Here is a 16,140-nt window from a genome sequence, read left to right as displayed (position 1 = left end):
GGGCTGTCCTTAGTGACTAATTACTGTTGCCACGGAGGTCATAACTAGCCCCGATGCCAATGGTTTTAACAAAGGGAATCAATTGATTGAGGTAGAGGTCGACTCCCTCAATACGATTGCCCAACCCGGACTTGGGTACGAACACCACGTCACCACGCTGCAGCGCAACGACTCGATGACCTTGCTCGCCGCCTTGTAGCAACTGACTGTAATCAACGAAGTAAGTCTTGTAACGACCCTCGGCGTCCGAACGCAGCAAAGCCACATTACGGCTATCCGCATTAGGCAGAACCCCACCCGCAGTGACGATGGCCTGTTGCAGGGTGGTGGCGACATTGGTTGAGTACGGCTGAGGATTACGCACCGAGCCGCCCACGAATATCGTATTGCCAGGCGCCTGATTGATATTCACGGTAACCCCGGGATCACGGTAATAGGGCGTCAACCGTTCACGCAGCTCGCTGCTTAACTGCTCAGTCGTTTTACCTACCGCCTGAACTTTGCCGATGAAGGGGTAGGAAAAGTTACCGTCATTCATCACAACATAAAGAGTCAGCTCATATATGGAGTTGGCTGTAAACGCAGAAATCGTTGGGGTCTCCCCACCGTCACGGACGATACGCAATGTATCGCCCGGATAGATTCTCTCTTGTACTGGAGGCAGGTCGGCGAGTTTCAGTGCAGCCGCCTGGCCCGCCTCAACAGTGTCGGAATCAGGCAAAGCGATACGTGCAGGTGTGGTGCATGCGACCAAGCCAAACGTCAGAACAAACAGCAAAAATACTTTCATAGTGGGAATTTCCTTTTAGACCCCAAACTTCACTTCCAATACCCCGGAAATATGTTCAAACAACGCAGCCCCTTGAAAAGCAAAAACACTAGCCTTGACCGACGCGATAACCCAATAGCTTCATTGCACGCCGTACCAATACATCGGCGCGCCAGACTGAACTGACGGCCCGCGACACTCGTAACCCGGATTTCGCACCCGGCAAACTCGTAAAACTGCAAAATTTTCGCACTATGCACCAGTAACAGTCCGCCATATGAGCACTTGCAGTGCGCCCATAATACTCAGTGTGAGTTCTACTAAGTCGTCTTCTCGCTTGCAGGAACACGGCCATAGATATCATTGAAGCGAACGATGTCATCCTCGCCAAGGTACTCACCGCTCTGCACTTCGATCATCACCAACTCAATCACACCAGGATTGACCAGACGATGACTGTGCCCGGCGGGAATAAAGGTTGACTCATTGGTGTTGAGTAGAAAATCGCGCTCGCCATTAACCACGCGAGCCATGCCGCTGACCACGATCCAATGCTCACTGCGATGATGGTGCATCTGCAGCGAGAGCGACTCACCCGGACGTACCATAATGCGTTTGATTTTGAATCGAGCACCCTCTTCGAGCACCGTGTAGGTTCCCCAGGGACGGGTCACAGTACGGTGTAATCGGTATGCCTCATGCCCCCGGCGTTTCAGTTCCTGGGCGATATATTTGACGTCCTGGGTACTGCTGGCATCGGCAATCAACAGCGCGTCAGGCGTATCGACCACTACAAGACCATGAACCCCCACAGCCCCAACTAAACGCTTTGGAGAGTCAATGTAACAGTCATGCACATTGTGCAGCACCACATCACCATTGACCTGGTTGCCATTGGCATCGCCCTCACTCAACTCACGCAGTGCCTGCCAGGAGCCAATATCACTCCAGCCAAGATCACAGGGAACCACGGCCACCTTCAAGGAACGCTCCATCAGCGCATAATCAATGGATATGTCTGGCACCTCAGTGAAACTTTGGCTATCCAGCTCACACTGCGTGCCCTGCTTACCTTCTGTCGACTGACTTTGGCTCAGGCACTTCTCCACAGCCTCAACCACCAGCGGCGCGTGTTCACGCAGCTCGCGTAGCAGCACATCGACACGAAAACAGAACATGCCGGCATTCCACAGGTGTTTACCACCGGCCAGGTAGGATTCGGCAGTAGCCAAATCAGGCTTTTCGACGAAACTGGCAACACTAAAGCCGTCCGCGCCCAGTGCTTCGCCCAGCTGGATATAGCCGTAGCCTGTCTCAGCGCGCCCAGGGCGGATACCAAATGTCACCAGCCAACCAGACTCAGCCAGGTTGCGTGCCTGCGCGATGGCAGCAGCGAATGCAGCCTGGTCGTTAATTAAGTGATCAGCAGGCAACACCAGCAGATGTGCATCCTCACCGTAATGATGGGCAACATGAAGAGCCGCTGCGGCGATAGCCGGCGCGGTGTTGCGCCCCATTGGCTCAAGCAGGAAATCCAACGACAGATGCCTACGATTTAACGGACGATAATCGTCCAGCGTACGAAACAGCAGCTCACGATTGATCACCGTTAGCAGTTGCGCCACATCATCGAGTCCGGCAACGCGCTCAAAAGTCTTCTGTAGCAAGCTACGCCCATCACTTAGCCGCATAAAAGGCTTGGGCATAGCCTCACGTGAGACTGGCCACAGACGGGTACCGGCACCACCGGCAACGACGCAGGGAATTAGAGCGCTCATGGCTAATAGGCCTCTCGAGTAAACAGCAATGCGGGGATGGTACGAAACAGAATGTAAAGGTCAAACCATACCGACCAACTCTCGATGTACTCCAAGTCGTATTCCACACGCTTCTCGATCTTTTCCAATGTGTCTGTCTCACCCCTATAGCCATTAACCTGCGCCAAACCCGTAATACCTGGCTTCACGCGATGACGAGCGCTGTACTGTTCAACAGCCTCCTCAAACAACACACCTGCGGCTTTTGTTGCGGTGGCATGAGGGCGTGGCCCCACCATCGACATGCTGCCCAGCAACACATTGAACAGTTGCGGCAACTCGTCCAGACTTGTCTTACGAATAAACCGACCCACTCGCGTCACCCTATCGTCATTACGCGTTGTTTGTCGCTCGGCGTTTGCATCGCTTTGGTGATGAAACATAGAGCGAAACTTAAAAACCTCAATCAGACGATTGTTATAACCGTATCGTTTCTGTCGAAACAACACTGGGCCTGGAGAATCAAATTTTATGGCGAGCGCTATCACTAACATCAATGGTAATACCGCGATAATAGCCAGCCCTGACAGCAATAAATCTTCTAATCGCTTAATTAACGGAGACCAACCCGACAACGGTATTTGCGACACATTGAACATTGGCAAACCACCGACACTGGCAATACGATTGTGTGCATGCCGGAATGCAACCATGTCCGGCACCAACAAAACATTCACGGGCAAGCGGCTCAGGTCACGAACAATCTGACCAATACGGTTTTCGGCAGACCATGGCAACGCCACCAAAACCTGAGTGACCCTCTCGTCACGAATCATTTGCTCTAACTGATCGCTATTACCTATAACCGGTAAGCCAGCTAGTGTCTCAGGCATACGCCCTATCCGATCATCAATAAAGCCAAGTAATCCCGAACGAATATCTTGCCCCCGCTGCAGATATTGGGCGAGGCGAACACCATTTTCAGTCCCCCCAACAATCACCGCAACTTGCAAGAAGTGCCCACGCTTGATCAAGTAGCGAAAAATAGCTAACAGCAATAAACGCTCAATACCAAACGCAGCAAGGCTAAAGGCAAACCAAAACGCCAGAAACGGCAACGATATGTATCGAAAAAGCTCAAGAGCCTGATGCATAAACAGCAATAAACAGAATGCAGACGTCCACGCAAACAACATGATCCGGAAACGCAAAAGATTGCTGAATATTTCTTCGGAATAAACGCCAAGTGCCTGAAACACCAGAACGCTCAACACTCCAAAAAACAATAAGAACCCGAAGTAAATATGATTTATTTCATTAAGGCTATCGGTCAGCAGCCACAACAAAATGAATCCAGGAAAACTTGCAGTCACCCCATGCACAACACGAATTACGGCCAGAAGATATTCAACAAACCCTGGCTGCGCCAAGAGCAGACTGTCGACCCGATGCTGTCGCACAAACACCCCCAACCTGAAATTTCCGCACAACAGCTAAAGCCAAATAAAAAACGTCAGATTTACGGCACCCTTATCCCTCCAGTGCCGCGCGAACTTAACCATGATTCAAGTGAGTATTTCAAGTCGAATAATGGCCATACGCTACCTATGGGCGACTTATTATTGACGCCATTTAATATCCGGAGTGATAAACCATCAGCCAAGGAAGGCAGCCACCCCCACAACAGTGCGCAATGAGCACGCATGGTCAATAAGAGCGCATCCACAACAAACCAGTGAAGAATCACCACAAAGCAACTCAGTTTGCTCATATAATCCAGCGTTTTTATCTATATGAAACTCATAACGCCAGTACAACCGGCGTGCCTTGCAATAACTTCTTCGAGCTAGGCAGTTACTATGCACATCATCGTTACCGGCGGAGCCGGCTTTATCGGCTCGGCACTGATTCGTCATCTGCTGAACAACACCGAACATCAGGTGCTCAACCTCGACAAGTTGACCTACGCAGGCAATCTTGAGTCGTTAGCAAGCGTGGAAAACCATCCACAGTATCGTTTCCTGCAGGCTGACATCGCCGATAGCGCGACTGTCAGCCAGGCACTGGCTGAATTTCAGCCGGATGCGATCATGCACCTGGCGGCCGAATCCCATGTCGATCGCTCTATCGATGGCCCATCGGCCTTTATCCAGACCAATATTGTCGGCACCTATGCGCTGCTTGAGGCCACTCGCAGCTACTGGTCGCAGCTTGACCCTGCGCGCAAAGCAGCGTTTCGCTTCCACCATATTTCCACTGATGAAGTCTATGGCGATCTGCATGGCGTGGATGATTTGTTCACCGAAACCACACCCTATGCACCCAGCTCACCCTACTCAGCGAGCAAGGCGGCGTCCGATCATCTGGTTCGCGCCTGGCAACGGACTTATGGGCTGCCTGTACTGATCACAAACTGCTCGAACAATTACGGCCCCTATCACTTCCCGGAAAAATTGATTCCGCTCGTCATTCTTAATGCCTTGGATGGCAAGCCGCTGCCGGTGTATGGCAACGGCCAGCAAGTACGTGATTGGCTATATGTGGAAGACCATGCCCGTGCGCTGCTCAAGGTCGTCACCGAGGGCCAAGTCGGCGAAACCTACAACATCGGTGGGCATAATGAGCAGACAAACCTGCATGTAGTGGAAAGTATCTGCGCACTGCTGGATGAACTGACTCCACGCCAAAACGGCTCTTATAAAGAACAGATCAGCTTCGTTAGCGACCGCCCAGGCCACGACCTGCGCTACGCCATCGATGCCAGCAAGATCGAGCGCGAGCTGGGCTGGAAACCCACCGAGACCTTCGCCAGCGGCCTGCGCAAAACCGTGCTCTGGTACATGGATAACCTCGACTGGTGCCGCCGCGTGCAGGATGGTAGCTACCAACGCGAACGCCTCGGCGCACTTTAAGGAGCAGCACGATGAAAGGCATCATTCTCGCAGGCGGTTCTGGCAGCCGCCTGCACCCCATCACTCTGGGCGTATCCAAACAGCTGCTGCCGATCTATGACAAGCCGATGATCTACTACCCGATCTCGGTGCTGATGCTCGCCGGCGTGCGCGAGATTCTGATCATCTCCACCCCGCAGGACCTGCCCAACTTTCAGAAGATGCTCGGTGACGGCAGCCAATTTGGCGTGCACTTCGAATACATCGAGCAGCCCTCACCCGATGGCCTGGCGCAGGCCTTTATTTTGGGCGAAGCTTTTATCGGTAAGGACTCTGTGTGCCTGATCCTTGGCGACAACATCTTCCATGGCCAGCACTTCACCGAGAAACTCCTGCGCGCCGCCGCCGAACCCAGCGGTGCCACTGTATTCGGCTACTGGGTTAATGACCCACAACGTTTTGGCGTGGTCGAGTTCGACGCTCAGGGTAAGGCCATCTCGATCGAGGAAAAGCCCACAGAACCGAAGTCGAGCTACGCGGTGACCGGTCTGTACTTCTACGATAACGATGTAATCGAAATCGCCAAGGCGGTTAAACCTTCACCACGCGGCGAACTGGAAATTACCGACGTTAACAACGCTTACCTGAAACGGGGCGACTTGCGCGTTGAGCGCTTCGGCCGCGGCTTTGCCTGGCTCGATACCGGTACCCACGACAGCCTGCTGGAAGCCTCGCAATACGTGCAGACCATCGAACACCGTCAAGGGCTGAAAGTCGCCTGCCTGGAAGAAATCGCCTACCAACAAGGCTGGATTGATCGCCAGCAATTACTGGTACAAGCCAACGCCTTCGGCAAAACCGGCTACGGCCAGTACTTATTCAAACTGTCGGAGGAGTGACCATGCAGGCTATTGCCACTGGCATCCCCGAGGTACTGATCCTAGAACCCAAAGTGTTCGGCGACCAACGCGGCTTCTTCTTTGAGAGTTTCAATGCCCGTCGTTTCGCAGAAGCCACTGGCCTGCAGCGCGAGTTCGTCCAGGACAACCATTCGCGCTCACAGCGCGGCGTGCTGCGCGGCCTGCATTACCAAGTACAGCAGGCGCAGGGCAAATTGGTCAGGGTCACGGCAGGCGAAGTGTATGACGTAGCTGTAGACCTACGCCGTAGCTCAGCTACTTTCGGCCGCTGGGTCGGTGTGCACTTGTCCGCCGAAAACAACCGCCAAATGTGGGTGCCGGAAGGGTTTGCCCATGGCTTTGTGGTACTCAGCGAATTCGCCGAGTTTCTCTACAAAACCACCGACTACTACGCCCCCGAACATGAGCGCTGTATCCGCTGGGATGATCCGACTCTAGCCATCAACTGGCCGCTCGAAGACGCGCCACAGCTATCGGCCAAGGATCAAGCTGGCACCAGCTTTGACGATGCGCAGGTGTTCCCATGAAGATTCTGCTACTCGGCCAGCACGGCCAGGTTAGCCAGGAACTGCAGCACGCTCTAAAAGATGCAGGCGAGCTGACCGTGCTAGGCCGCGATCAGCTGGACCTCGCTCATGCCGAACGGATTCGCCAATCAGTTCTAACCCACCGCCCTGCGCTGATTATCAACGCCGCCGCGCATACCGCCGTGGATCAGGCCGAGAGCGAGCCGGAGCTGGCCTTCGCGATCAACGCCACAGCACCCGGCATTCTGGCTGAAGTAGCGGCGGAGCTAGAGGTGCCACTGATCCATTACTCCACCGATTATGTCTTCGATGGCAACCAAGTCGAGCCCTACCGCGAAAGCGACACCGCCAATCCCCTGAGTGTTTACGGGCGCAGCAAGCTGGCCGGAGAGCAGGCGATTCAGGCGGTTGGCGGTATGCACCTGATTCTGCGCACCAGTTGGGTTTACTCGCAGCACGGCCGTAACTTTCTGCTAACCATGCAACGGCTGCTGCAGGAACGCGAAACGCTTAACGTGGTGGCCGATCAGATCGGCGCACCGACCTGGGCCGGCAGTATTGCCCAGACCACAGCGCAACTAATTGAACATTGGCGCAACGGCCAAGCTGGCCCCTGGGGCGTTTACCACCTGACCGCACAGGGTGAAACGAGCTGGTTTGGTTTCGCCCAGGCGATTGCCGAACACCTGCAGAGCCAAGACAAAACCTTGGCGACGCTGCACCCCATCCCCAGCAGCGCCTACCCGACCCCGGCACAGCGCCCACTCAACTCGCGCTTGGACTGTAACCACCTGCAGGATAATTGGCATATTCAGCTACCCCACTGGCAAGCGGCCCTGAGCGAGTGCCTAACACGCAACTAAGCCCTGAAACGCTGAATCTGCTGCTGCAAGCCGCTCGCCAATTGCGCCAGATTACGGCTGGCAACCGAGCTCTGCTCGGCACTGTTGACCACCTCACCAATACTGTCGTTTAGGCTGCTGATGTTCTGGCTGATCTCATTCGCCACCGCCGTCTGCTCCTCGGTGGCAGCGGAGATCTGCACATTGCCATCGGCAATACCTTCGATGGCATGGGCAATGTGATTAAGCACCTCACCAGCCTCACGGGCATGACTGACACTGTTCTGTGCCTGGTCTCGCGATAGCTGCATCGCACTCACTGCGCTCCGGGCGCCGCCTTGCAGGGCGTCGATCATGCTGCGAATCGACTCGGTGGCTTTCTGCGTATTGCTGGCCAGGCTACGGACCTCATCAGCCACCACGGCAAAACCGCGCCCGGCCTCTCCCGCACGCGCAGCTTCAATGGCGGCATTTAGTGCCAGCAGGTTGGTCTGCTCAGCGATACTCTGGATCACCCCAAGCACCTTACTGATTTCATCACTCTGACTGTGCAGGGTGTCGATCACCTCCCCGGCTTTTTCCACCGACACCGACAGGCCCTGAATCGACGCGAGGTTAGCCTGCACCAGCTCGCTGCCCTGGCGTGCTTCCTTGTTCGCATCCGCCGCATTGCTTGCAGTGGACTGGGCATTACGCGCCACTTCCTGCACTGCCACACTCATCTGGTGCACGGCAGTGGCGACCATATTGGTCTGGTCGCCCTAGGCAGTGGCTGCCTGACTGACCTGAGCACTGATCGCACTCATTTCCTCGGAGGCTGCCGCCAACTGAGTGGCGGTATCGGTCAGGTGGCGAATCAGTGCTTGCTGGTGCTCCAACATAGTGTTGAAGGCCCGTGCGGTGTCAGACACCTCATCACGACCACTGACATCAGCACGCAAGGTTAGGTTGGAGGATTGCTGCACTTCGCTGATCAAGCTGCGTAGACCGGCCAGTGGGCGAATAATCGACAGGCTTATCAACAGCGCCGCGACGAGCACAAGGACTAACGCCACCGCACCAATCAGCACAAAGGTGTTGCGGATTGACTGGTACTGCGCCGTGGTCTCTGAGTTGAGCTGCTCGCCTTCGCTCAACTGCAGACTGATCAGACCTTCCAGGTCACCACCCAAAGGATCGAACGTGTCATACAGCGTGCGGTTAAAGCTACCCGCCTCAGCCGCCAACAACTGACCATTACTGAGCTGCCCCAAGTACTGATCAACCAGTTGCTGCACGCGCTGCAAGTGTGGCTGGGTGCGTTCAACCCGACTGCGCTCATCACCGGTCAAGCGAGTACCGGTGTACTCAGCCCACGCCTTATCTCCGCGACTGCGGGCATCGCTAAAGGCTTTGCGCAGCGTGGCCTCATCAAAAATTCCGGCGCGGTACTTGTGCAGTGCATCAACCATCGCAACCGCATAGACGTCGGAAACCACCTTTAGCTGGCTAACAGGCCGCATGCGGTCATTAAATAACTCATCAAAACTTTGATTGATCTTACTGGCGTTGGACAACGCCATGCCGATCACGGCAATCAGTACCAACAGCGGCACCACTGCTAATAGCAGTAATCGCGCCCTTACCGTCAATTGAGCCAGCATCGGGTATCTCCAGGGACTAAAGCGCAGCCGTCCATGCAGGGCGCAAGCAGGATGGCATCAATACTCCAGGGAGATGCCGAGCGATTTCAGTATTAGCCCATATTGGTAAGCTTGCCCACTTATTGCATAACCGCCATTCTCACCCGACAGCCCTGCCCGAGTAAGCGCATGCCAGCTCCGTCACCCCACCCTCGCCGCCCACGCTGGAGAAGCCTGGCCATTTTAGTTCTGCTGCTGGCTCCCCTGCTGTGGCCACTGCAACAGTTGACGGAACGTTACTACAGCGGGGTGTTGGTCGAACAGAACCGGCAAACCCTCGACCTGTATGTGGCCAACCTGCTGGGCACCCTGCGGCGCTATGAAGTCTTGCCGCCCATTCTGGCGGACTTGCCGGCCTTGCGCAGCGCCCTGCAGAACCCTGAGCAAGCCCAGCTGCGCACCACGGCCAATCACCTGCTCGACCAGATCCGCCAGCAGACCGGGGCTGATGTGATCTATCTGATGGCGGCCAATGGCACCACACTGGCGGCATCAAACTGGCTGCAGGAAGACTCCTTCGTGGCGCGCAATTTCTCCTACCGCCCCTACTTCCTTGAAGCCATGCAGGGCAGACCTGGACGCTTTTTCGGCTTGGGCACGACCTCCGGCAAGCGCGGCTACTTCTTCGCCGCGCCGATCCGCGACGGTGAGAAAATTCTCGGGGTGATGGTGGTTAAAGTCGACCTTGATCACACCGAAACACTCTGGGGCAAACGCCCGGAGCATCTGCTGGTAAGCGATAGCTATGGCGTGGTCATTCTCACCTCACAGGCCGACTGGCGCTTTCACGCGACCCGCGAACTGGACAACGCTGAGCGCGCGGCAATTGCCGATACCCAGCCCTATCGCATCCAGTCACCCCCGCCACTGCAACTCAACCGCGATGCCTGGCTGAGCCAGGGGCAGATCCTCGATGAGATCGGCTGGACCGTAAGCATCCTGACGCCACGCTCACAACTCGATCAGCCAGTGCGCACCACCATGGCGGTCGGCGGAAGCACCCTGTTAGCGCTGGTCCTGCTGATCGGCCTGCTGATGCAGCGCCGCCGCCACTATCTGGAGCGCATCGCCCTCGACAGCCAAGCGCGCCAGCAGCTTGAGCAGCGCGTACTAGAGCGCACCCAGGACCTGGAACGGCTCAACAGCCGGCTGAAAGAGGAAGTCCTGGAGCGTGAACAGGCGCAGCAAGAACTGGTGCAAGCCCAAGACGAACTGGTGCAGGCCAGCAAACTTACGGCCCTGGGCACCATGAGTGCGAGCATCAGTCACGAACTTAATCAGCCGCTGGCCGCGATCCGTAGTTACGCCGACAACGCCTGCGTGTTGCTCGACCACCAACGCGGCGACGATGCCCGCGCCAACCTCAAGCTGATCAGCCAACTCACCGAGCGCATGGCCTCGATTATTTCCCACCTGCGTGCCTTCGCTCGACGTGATCGCCACGCCCCGGAAAGCGTGGCCCTGCAGCCAGCTATTGATGACGCCCTGGCGTTACTGGCCAAGCGCCGTCAGGCCATGCATGTAGAGCTGATTCGCGATCTGCCAGACGCGACCCTATGGGTGCAGGCCGGGGAAACCCGCCTGCGCCAGGTACTCGGCAACCTGCTGGCCAACGCCCTTGATGCCTTGAGCGAAGTGCCGCAGCCACGCCGTCTTTGGTTAAGTGCCGAACTCACCGCCGAGGGCGTCGATCTACACCTGCGTGACAATGGCCCCGGTTTTAGCCAGGAGGCGCTGCAGCGCGCTCGCGAGCCATTCTTCACCACCAAAACCAGCGCCCAAGGCCTCGGCTTGGGCCTGGCCATTTGCGATACCCTGATGCGCGCCCTGGGCGGCGAACTGCTTTTTACCAACCATCCTGATGGCGGCGCCCAGCTAACCCTGCGTTTGCGTGCAGCAGCACAGGGCATCAAAACTCAGTCGCCAGAGGATTTTGTTGTATGAGCATGATCGACTCCCGCACTCAGGTGCTGCTGATCGACGATGATCCGCACCTGCGTCAGGCGCTGAGCCAAACCCTCGACCTGGCCGGAATCAAGGTCAGCAGCCTGGCTGATGCCCACGGCGTGGCGGCGCGCATCGAGCGCGACTGGCCCGGCGTTGTGGTCAGTGATATCCGTATGCCCGGCATCGACGGCCTAGAGCTGCTGCAACAACTGCAAGAGCAGGACCCGGAACTGCCAGTTTTGCTGATTACCGGGCACGGTGACGTCCCGCTGGCGGTGCAGGCCATGCGCGCCGGCGCCTATGATTTTCTGGAAAAACCTTTTGCCAGCGACAACCTGCTCGACAGCGTGCGTCGCGCCCTGGCTTTACGCCGCCTAGTGCTGGATAACCGCAGCTTGCGCATGGCCCTGGCTGATCGCCACACCCTCTCGGCACGTTTAATCGGCCAATCGCCAGCAATGCTGCGTCTGCGCGAGCAGATCGGCGCATTGGCCGGCATCAACAGCGATGTGCTGATCCTCGGTGAAACCGGCGCCGGTAAGGAAGTGGTGGCGCGCGCCCTGCACGATTTGTCGAGCCGCCGTGCTGGGCCGTTTGTGGCCATCAACGCCGGCGCGCTGGCCGAATCGGTGGTGGAAAGCGAACTGTTCGGCCACGAACAAGGCGCCTTTACCGGCGCGCAGAAACGCCGCATCGGCAAATTCGAGTTCGCCAATGGCGGCACCCTGTTCCTCGATGAGATAGAGAGCATGAGCCTCGAGGTGCAGGTTAAATTGCTGCGCCTGCTGCAAGAGCGAGTGGTTGAGCGTCTTGGCGGCAACCAGCTGATCCCCCTGGATATACGAGTCATTGCCGCGACCAAGGAAGACCTGCGTCAGGCCGCCGACCAGGGACGTTTCCGCGCTGACCTGTATTACCGCCTGAACGTTGCCCCGCTGCGCATCCCTGCCCTGCGTGAACGCGGCGAAGATGCCCTGCAGTTGTTCCAGCACTTTGCCGAAGCGGCCAGCAGCCGCCACGGCTTGGCCGAACGCCACCTGCAACCCGGCCAACGCGCGGCGCTGCTGCGCCATCCCTGGCCGGGTAATGTGCGTGAATTACAAAACGCCGCCGAGCGCTTCGCCCTCGGCCTGGAACTGGACCTCGACCTCCAACCCCAGGCCGCTCCAGCCAGCAATGACGAGAACGGCAGCGGCCTAAATGCCCAGGTGGAAGCCTTCGAGCGCAGCCTGATCAGCGCCGAACTGAGCCGCTCGTACAACTCGCTACGCAGCCTGGCCGAAGCTCTGGGCGTACCGCGTAAAACCCTGCACGACAAATTGCGCAAACATGGGCTGAACTTTGCCGACACTGGCGGAAGCTCGCCAGATAGCCTCGATTAACTGGCGGATTTCCGCCAAAACCCACATAAATCGTGCTGACAGAACACCCCCCACATGTTCTGCAGCAACCCGCCAACCACTGCCAACACTGCGCTCTACCAGGTAATAGGGCCCAAGCTAAGGGCCTGGCATGGCGGTTGCTCTACCCTCTTGCAGGCGATGTATAAACGCAAAAATCTAGGCCATTGCTGCCCAGCGTCCGTCACTTTTTCTGACAGGCCGCCTAGACTTGAGCATGTTCGCCCGACTTGCAGCGCTGCGGCGCATTACGCGATACAAAAACAAGAGGAAAGACTCCATGTTCAAACTGACTGCCAAGGCGCTGGCTTGCGCCCTGTCGCTGAGCATCGCCGGCATGGCCCAAGCGGCCGATCCGATCGTAATCAAGTTCTCACACGTGGTCGCCGACCACACCCCTAAAGGCCAAGGTGCCGCGTTGTTCAAGAAGCTCGCCGAAGAGCGCTTGGGCGACAAGGTCAAGGTCGAGGTGTACCCCAACTCCTCACTGTTCGGTGACGGCAAGGAAATGGAAGCGCTGTTGCTCGGTGACGTGCAGCTGATCGCCCCATCGCTGGCTAAATTCGAGCAGTACACCAAGCAAATCCAGGTATTTGACCTGCCGTTCCTGTTCCAGGACATGGCCGCTGTTGACCGCTTCCAGCTGAGCCCGGAAGGTCAGGCGCTGCTGAAATCCATGGAAGATAAGAACATCACTGGCCTGGCCTACTGGCACAACGGCCTCAAGCAGCTGTCCGCCAACAAGGCGCTGCGTGAGCCGAAAGATGCCCGTGGCTTGAAATTCCGTGTACAGGCATCCGCCGTGCTGGAAGAGCAGTTCAAAGCCGTGCGCGCCAACCCACGTAAAATGAGCTTCGCCGAGGTTTACCAAGGTCTGCAGACTGGCGTGGTGAACGGTGCCGAGAACCCCTACTCGAACATCTACAGCCAGAAAATGCATGAAGTGCAGAAGTTCATCACCGAATCCAACCACGGTGTTCTGGACTACATGCTGATCACCAACACCACGTTCTGGAACGGCCTGCCTGCTGATGTACGCAGCGAGCTGGACAAGATCATCGTGGAAGTGACGGCCGAAGTGAACAAACAGGCTGGCGCCCTCAACGACGGTGACAAGCAGCGCATCCTCGACGCGAAAACCACCGAGATCATCACCCTGACGCCTGAGCAGCGTGCTGAGTGGCGCGCTGCCATGAAGCCGGTGTGGAGCAAGTTTGAAGGCGAAATCGGTACAGACCTGATCAAGGCGGCCGACGCAGCCAACCAGTAAGGCGGTACAGGCTGCGGCCTGAACCCAACCACAGCGCAACCCTGCGGCTGCGCCATTGGCTGAATACCCAGGCGGCTTTCTGCTCGCCTGGGTATACCGCCCTCTAAACCACTGGAGACTTTATTGATGAACGCCTTGCGGCGCGTCTGGGAGCACTTCGAGGAAGGCTTTATTGCTTTTCTGCTGGCTGCCATGACGCTGGTGACTTTCGTCTACGTGATCCTCAACAACCTCTACACACTGTTCTACAACCTGGCGGACCGCTGGGAAGGTAGCAGTGAGTTGTTCTTCGCCATTGGCGACAGCATTCTTGGCATGGCCCAGTCGATGACCTGGAGCATTGCCCTGACCAAAGCATTATTTGCCTGGCTGATCTTCTTCGGCCTGGCCTACGGCGTGCGCACCGCCGGGCATATCGGCGTTGATGCACTGGTCAAACTGGCGAGCAAACCGGTGCAGCGGGTGATCGGCCTGATCGCTTGCCTGGCCTGCCTGGGCTATGCCGGGCTGATCTCTGTCGCCAGTTTCGACTGGGTCAAAACCCTCTTTACCGCCGGCATCGGCGCCGAGGACCTCGGTCACTACGGCATCATGCAGTGGCATATCACGGCGATCGTGCCGTTCGGATACGCCATGGTTTTTATCCGTTTTCTGGAAATTTTCGTGCGCATCCTGCGCAACCAACAGACGGGCCTGGGCCTGGCTGATGAGGCCGCTGACGCGCTGAAAATCAATGAACACGGGGAGCATAAGCAATGACCATTCTGTTCCTCTTCCTCCTGCTGTTTTTGCTGATGTTTATCGGCGTGCCGATTGCTGCCTCCCTGGGCCTGGCTGGCTCAGTGACCATCATGCTGTTCAGCCCGGATTCGGTGCGCTCGCTGGCAATCAAACTGTTTGAAACGTCCGAGCACTACACCCTACTGGCAATCCCGTTCTTCCTGCTGTCCGGTGCGTTTATGACAACGGGCGGTGTGGCGCAGCGCCTGATCGATTTCGCCAACGCCTGCGTCGGCCATATCCGCGGCGGCCTGGCGATTTCTGCAGTGATGGCCTGCATGCTGTTCGCCGCGCTGTCCGGCTCAAGCCCGGCCACGGTCGCGGCGGTAGGCTCAATTGCCATCGCCGGCATGGTGCGCTCGGGTTATCCGCAAGCCTTCGGCGCGGGCATCGTGTGCAACGCCGGCACCCTGGGCATCCTGATTCCGCCGTCGATCGTCATGGTGGTGTATGCCGCCGCGACCGAACAGTCGGTGGGCAAGCTGTTTATGGCCGGCGTGATACCCGGCCTGATGCTGGGTGTGGCGCTGATGGTGGCGATCTATATCGTCGCGCGGAAGATGAACCTGCCCGCCATGCCGCGCGCCAGCCTGCGCCAGTTGCTGACCACTGCACGCAAGGCGATCTGGGGCCTGTTGTTGATGGTGATCATCCTTGGCGGCATCTACTCCGGCATGTTCACCCCAACCGAAGCAGCCGCCGTGGCGGCAGTCTACGCCGGCTTCGTGGCACTGTTTGTGTACAAGGATCTGAGCTTCCGCGAGTGCCCTAAGGTGCTATTGGACTCCGGCAAATTGACCATCATGCTGATGTTCATCATTGCCAACGCCATGCTCTTCGCCCACGTGCTGACCACCGAGCAAATCCCCCAAACCATCACCGCCTGGGTGATCGAGATGGGCTTGCAGCCTTGGCAGTTCCTGCTGGTGGTGAACATCGTGCTGCTGGTGGCGGGTGCCTTTATGGAGCCGTCGGCGATCATCCTGATCCTGGCGCCAATCCTGTTCCCGATTGCCGTACAGCTGGGCATCGACCCGATCCACCTGGGCATCATCATGGTGGTGAACATGGAGATCGGTCTGATCACCCCACCGGTGGGGCTCAACCTGTTCGTCACCTCGGCGGTCACCGGCATGCCACTGACTGCCGTGATCAAGGCGGCCTGGCCATGGCTGATGCTGCTGCTCGGCTTCCTGATGATCATCACGTATGTGCCGGCCGTATCCATGGCGCTGCCCAACTGGCTGGGCATGAACTGACAGCGACTCCGTGTGTACTTCCCTACACACTTTCAGCCCGGCCTTAGCGCCGGGCTTTTTTGTGCATCGCGTTTGTAGGGTGGGTTAGCCGCATAC

15 protein-coding genes are annotated in these 16,140 nt (G+C 57.2%); 10 read left to right on the top strand and 5 right to left on the bottom strand.

Annotated elements, in window-relative coordinates:
- Positions 1 to 16: 16 nt before the first annotated feature.
- The 3 genes from ACEPAJ_RS04810 to ACEPAJ_RS04800 all read right to left on the bottom strand — a co-directional run bounded on the left by ACEPAJ_RS04810 (position 17) and on the right by ACEPAJ_RS04800 (position 3,986).
- On the bottom strand, positions 17 to 790 hold the full coding sequence (locus ACEPAJ_RS04810; RefSeq protein WP_425913847.1) for a polysaccharide biosynthesis/export family protein: 774 nt from the start codon (positions 788 to 790) through the stop codon (positions 17 to 19).
- Between the two features lie 299 nt (positions 791 to 1,089).
- Positions 1,090 to 2,547, bottom strand: coding sequence for a mannose-1-phosphate guanylyltransferase/mannose-6-phosphate isomerase (locus ACEPAJ_RS04805; protein ID WP_425913845.1), 1,458 nt, complete (start codon positions 2,545 to 2,547; stop codon positions 1,090 to 1,092).
- Positions 2,548 to 2,549: 2 nt separating this feature from the next.
- Positions 2,550 to 3,986, bottom strand: a complete 1,437-nt coding sequence (locus tag ACEPAJ_RS04800; protein ID WP_425917943.1) for an undecaprenyl-phosphate glucose phosphotransferase — start codon at positions 3,984 to 3,986, stop codon at positions 2,550 to 2,552.
- Here ACEPAJ_RS04800 and ACEPAJ_RS04795 point away from each other — a divergent pair.
- The 5 genes from ACEPAJ_RS04795 to rfbD all read left to right on the top strand — a co-directional run bounded on the left by ACEPAJ_RS04795 (position 3,903) and on the right by rfbD (position 7,727).
- Complete coding sequence (locus ACEPAJ_RS04795; RefSeq protein WP_425918147.1) at positions 3,903 to 4,223, top strand: hypothetical protein; 321 nt, start codon at positions 3,903 to 3,905, stop codon at positions 4,221 to 4,223. The two genes, ACEPAJ_RS04800 and ACEPAJ_RS04795, sit on opposite strands and share 84 nt — an antisense overlap.
- A 162-nt stretch (positions 4,224 to 4,385) precedes the next feature.
- Complete coding sequence (gene rfbB / locus ACEPAJ_RS04790) at positions 4,386 to 5,438, top strand: dTDP-glucose 4,6-dehydratase (RefSeq protein WP_425913843.1); 1,053 nt, start codon at positions 4,386 to 4,388, stop codon at positions 5,436 to 5,438.
- An 11-nt stretch (positions 5,439 to 5,449) separates the two neighbouring features.
- The gene (gene rfbA, locus ACEPAJ_RS04785; protein ID WP_425913842.1) at positions 5,450 to 6,316 is read left to right on the top strand and encodes a glucose-1-phosphate thymidylyltransferase RfbA; all 867 of its coding nucleotides are present in this window, start codon (positions 5,450 to 5,452) and stop codon (positions 6,314 to 6,316) included.
- 2 nt (positions 6,317 to 6,318) lie between these two features.
- The gene (gene rfbC, locus ACEPAJ_RS04780; RefSeq protein WP_425913841.1) at positions 6,319 to 6,864 is read left to right on the top strand and encodes a dTDP-4-dehydrorhamnose 3,5-epimerase; all 546 of its coding nucleotides are present in this window, start codon (positions 6,319 to 6,321) and stop codon (positions 6,862 to 6,864) included.
- Positions 6,861 to 7,727, top strand: coding sequence for a dTDP-4-dehydrorhamnose reductase (rfbD, locus tag ACEPAJ_RS04775; RefSeq protein WP_425913839.1), 867 nt, complete (start codon positions 6,861 to 6,863; stop codon positions 7,725 to 7,727). The genes rfbC and rfbD overlap by 4 nt, the downstream gene beginning before the upstream one ends.
- Here the strand turns inward: rfbD and ACEPAJ_RS04770 are convergent.
- Together ACEPAJ_RS04770 and ACEPAJ_RS04765 are read right to left on the bottom strand one after the other, a co-directional pair.
- A complete protein-coding gene (locus tag ACEPAJ_RS04770; protein ID WP_425917941.1) occupies positions 7,724 to 8,428 on the bottom strand; it encodes a methyl-accepting chemotaxis protein in 705 nt (234 codons plus the stop codon). The two genes, rfbD and ACEPAJ_RS04770, sit on opposite strands and share 4 nt — an antisense overlap.
- A gap of 39 nt (positions 8,429 to 8,467) precedes the next feature.
- The gene (locus ACEPAJ_RS04765) at positions 8,468 to 9,349 is read right to left on the bottom strand and encodes an MCP four helix bundle domain-containing protein (protein WP_425913837.1); all 882 of its coding nucleotides are present in this window, start codon (positions 9,347 to 9,349) and stop codon (positions 8,468 to 8,470) included.
- Between the two features lie 168 nt (positions 9,350 to 9,517).
- On the opposite strand from ACEPAJ_RS04765, the gene ACEPAJ_RS04760 reads away from it, so the two are divergent.
- The 5 genes from ACEPAJ_RS04760 to dctM all read left to right on the top strand — a co-directional run bounded on the left by ACEPAJ_RS04760 (position 9,518) and on the right by dctM (position 16,044).
- Positions 9,518 to 11,332 (top strand): sensor histidine kinase, encoded by a 1,815-nt coding sequence (locus ACEPAJ_RS04760; protein ID WP_425913835.1) that lies wholly within the window; start codon positions 9,518 to 9,520, stop codon positions 11,330 to 11,332.
- Positions 11,329 to 12,717, top strand: a complete 1,389-nt coding sequence (locus ACEPAJ_RS04755) for a sigma-54-dependent transcriptional regulator (RefSeq protein ID WP_425913833.1) — start codon at positions 11,329 to 11,331, stop codon at positions 12,715 to 12,717. Before ACEPAJ_RS04760 ends, ACEPAJ_RS04755 begins: the two co-directional genes overlap by 4 nt.
- A gap of 298 nt (positions 12,718 to 13,015) precedes the next feature.
- Positions 13,016 to 14,005 (top strand): C4-dicarboxylate TRAP substrate-binding protein DctP, encoded by a 990-nt coding sequence (gene dctP, locus ACEPAJ_RS04750; RefSeq protein ID WP_425913831.1) that lies wholly within the window; start codon positions 13,016 to 13,018, stop codon positions 14,003 to 14,005.
- 126 nt (positions 14,006 to 14,131) lie between these two features.
- Positions 14,132 to 14,764 (top strand): TRAP transporter small permease, encoded by a 633-nt coding sequence (locus ACEPAJ_RS04745; RefSeq protein WP_425913830.1) that lies wholly within the window; start codon positions 14,132 to 14,134, stop codon positions 14,762 to 14,764.
- The gene (dctM, locus tag ACEPAJ_RS04740; RefSeq protein WP_425913828.1) at positions 14,761 to 16,044 is read left to right on the top strand and encodes a C4-dicarboxylate TRAP transporter large permease protein DctM; all 1,284 of its coding nucleotides are present in this window, start codon (positions 14,761 to 14,763) and stop codon (positions 16,042 to 16,044) included. The genes ACEPAJ_RS04745 and dctM overlap by 4 nt, the downstream gene beginning before the upstream one ends.
- Positions 16,045 to 16,140 lie beyond the last annotated feature (96 nt).

Origin of the sequence: Pseudomonas sp. GWSMS-1 (assembly GCF_049847425.1) — a bacterium.
In the GTDB taxonomy this organism is placed as follows: domain Bacteria; phylum Pseudomonadota; class Gammaproteobacteria; order Pseudomonadales; family Pseudomonadaceae; genus Aquipseudomonas.
This window is presented reverse-complemented; position numbering and strand designations above follow the sequence as displayed.

Bases quoted from the DNA above. Each gene is read 5' to 3' on its own strand.
- ACEPAJ_RS04795 (WP_425918147.1), top strand. From the start codon at position 3,903: ATGCACAACACGAATTACGGCCAGAAGATATTCAACAAACCCTGGCTG.
- ACEPAJ_RS04745 (WP_425913830.1), top strand. From the start codon at position 14,132: ATGAACGCCTTGCGGCGCGTCTGGGAGCACTTCGAGGAAGGCTTTATT.
- rfbB (WP_425913843.1), top strand. From the start codon at position 4,386: ATGCACATCATCGTTACCGGCGGAGCCGGCTTTATCGGCTCGGCACTG.
- dctP (WP_425913831.1), top strand. From the start codon at position 13,016: ATGTTCAAACTGACTGCCAAGGCGCTGGCTTGCGCCCTGTCGCTGAGC.
- ACEPAJ_RS04805 (WP_425913845.1), bottom strand. From the start codon at position 2,547: ATGAGCGCTCTAATTCCCTGCGTCGTTGCCGGTGGTGCCGGTACCCGT.
- rfbD (WP_425913839.1), top strand. From the start codon at position 6,861: ATGAAGATTCTGCTACTCGGCCAGCACGGCCAGGTTAGCCAGGAACTG.
- rfbA (WP_425913842.1), top strand. From the start codon at position 5,450: ATGAAAGGCATCATTCTCGCAGGCGGTTCTGGCAGCCGCCTGCACCCC.
- ACEPAJ_RS04810 (WP_425913847.1), bottom strand. From the start codon at position 790: ATGAAAGTATTTTTGCTGTTTGTTCTGACGTTTGGCTTGGTCGCATGC.
- ACEPAJ_RS04770 (WP_425917941.1), bottom strand. From the start codon at position 8,428: ATGAGTGTGGCAGTGCAGGAAGTGGCGCGTAATGCCCAGTCCACTGCA.
- ACEPAJ_RS04755 (WP_425913833.1), top strand. From the start codon at position 11,329: ATGAGCATGATCGACTCCCGCACTCAGGTGCTGCTGATCGACGATGAT.
- rfbC (WP_425913841.1), top strand. From the start codon at position 6,319: ATGCAGGCTATTGCCACTGGCATCCCCGAGGTACTGATCCTAGAACCC.
- ACEPAJ_RS04765 (WP_425913837.1), bottom strand. From the start codon at position 9,349: ATGCTGGCTCAATTGACGGTAAGGGCGCGATTACTGCTATTAGCAGTG.
- dctM (WP_425913828.1), top strand. From the start codon at position 14,761: ATGACCATTCTGTTCCTCTTCCTCCTGCTGTTTTTGCTGATGTTTATC.
- ACEPAJ_RS04760 (WP_425913835.1), top strand. From the start codon at position 9,518: ATGCCAGCTCCGTCACCCCACCCTCGCCGCCCACGCTGGAGAAGCCTG.